Genomic DNA, 335 nt, shown 5'->3' with positions numbered 1-335 from the left:
ATATCATGCCGGGCGCTGGTTTGCGCCCGGCGACAACCCGTTACGGGTGGGGCCGGTTGCAGTCGGAAGCATTTATCAGCTCCCGACACCCTGCGGCGGCGGCCGCATGGAGCGATGGATGGTCGAAGCCTTCCTCAATGGCGTGATGGCCGCGGCCGTGCGCGACCCCGCCACGGGCCGGTGGGAAGACCGCGTGATATCGGGACGTTCCGACAGAGCGGTCATCCGCCGCCTTGCCGATGGCACACGCCGCGAAATCGCCGTTCTCCGGCTGCTTCAACTCGATGACGAGGCGGGCGACATGAACCGCCCGACGTTGCCCGATGTGTGCCGCT

At 67.2% G+C, this 335-nt stretch carries 1 pseudogene; it reads left to right on the top strand.

Annotated elements, in window-relative coordinates:
* Window positions 1–118: 118 nt before the first annotated feature.
* Window positions 119–335: pseudogene (locus DY926_RS17890) on the top strand (hypothetical protein); the annotation flags it as partial.

The sequence above is a fragment of the Komagataeibacter melaceti genome (assembly GCF_003403295.1).
Taxonomy (GTDB): domain Bacteria; phylum Pseudomonadota; class Alphaproteobacteria; order Acetobacterales; family Acetobacteraceae; genus Komagataeibacter; species Komagataeibacter melaceti.
This window is presented reverse-complemented; position numbering and strand designations above follow the sequence as displayed.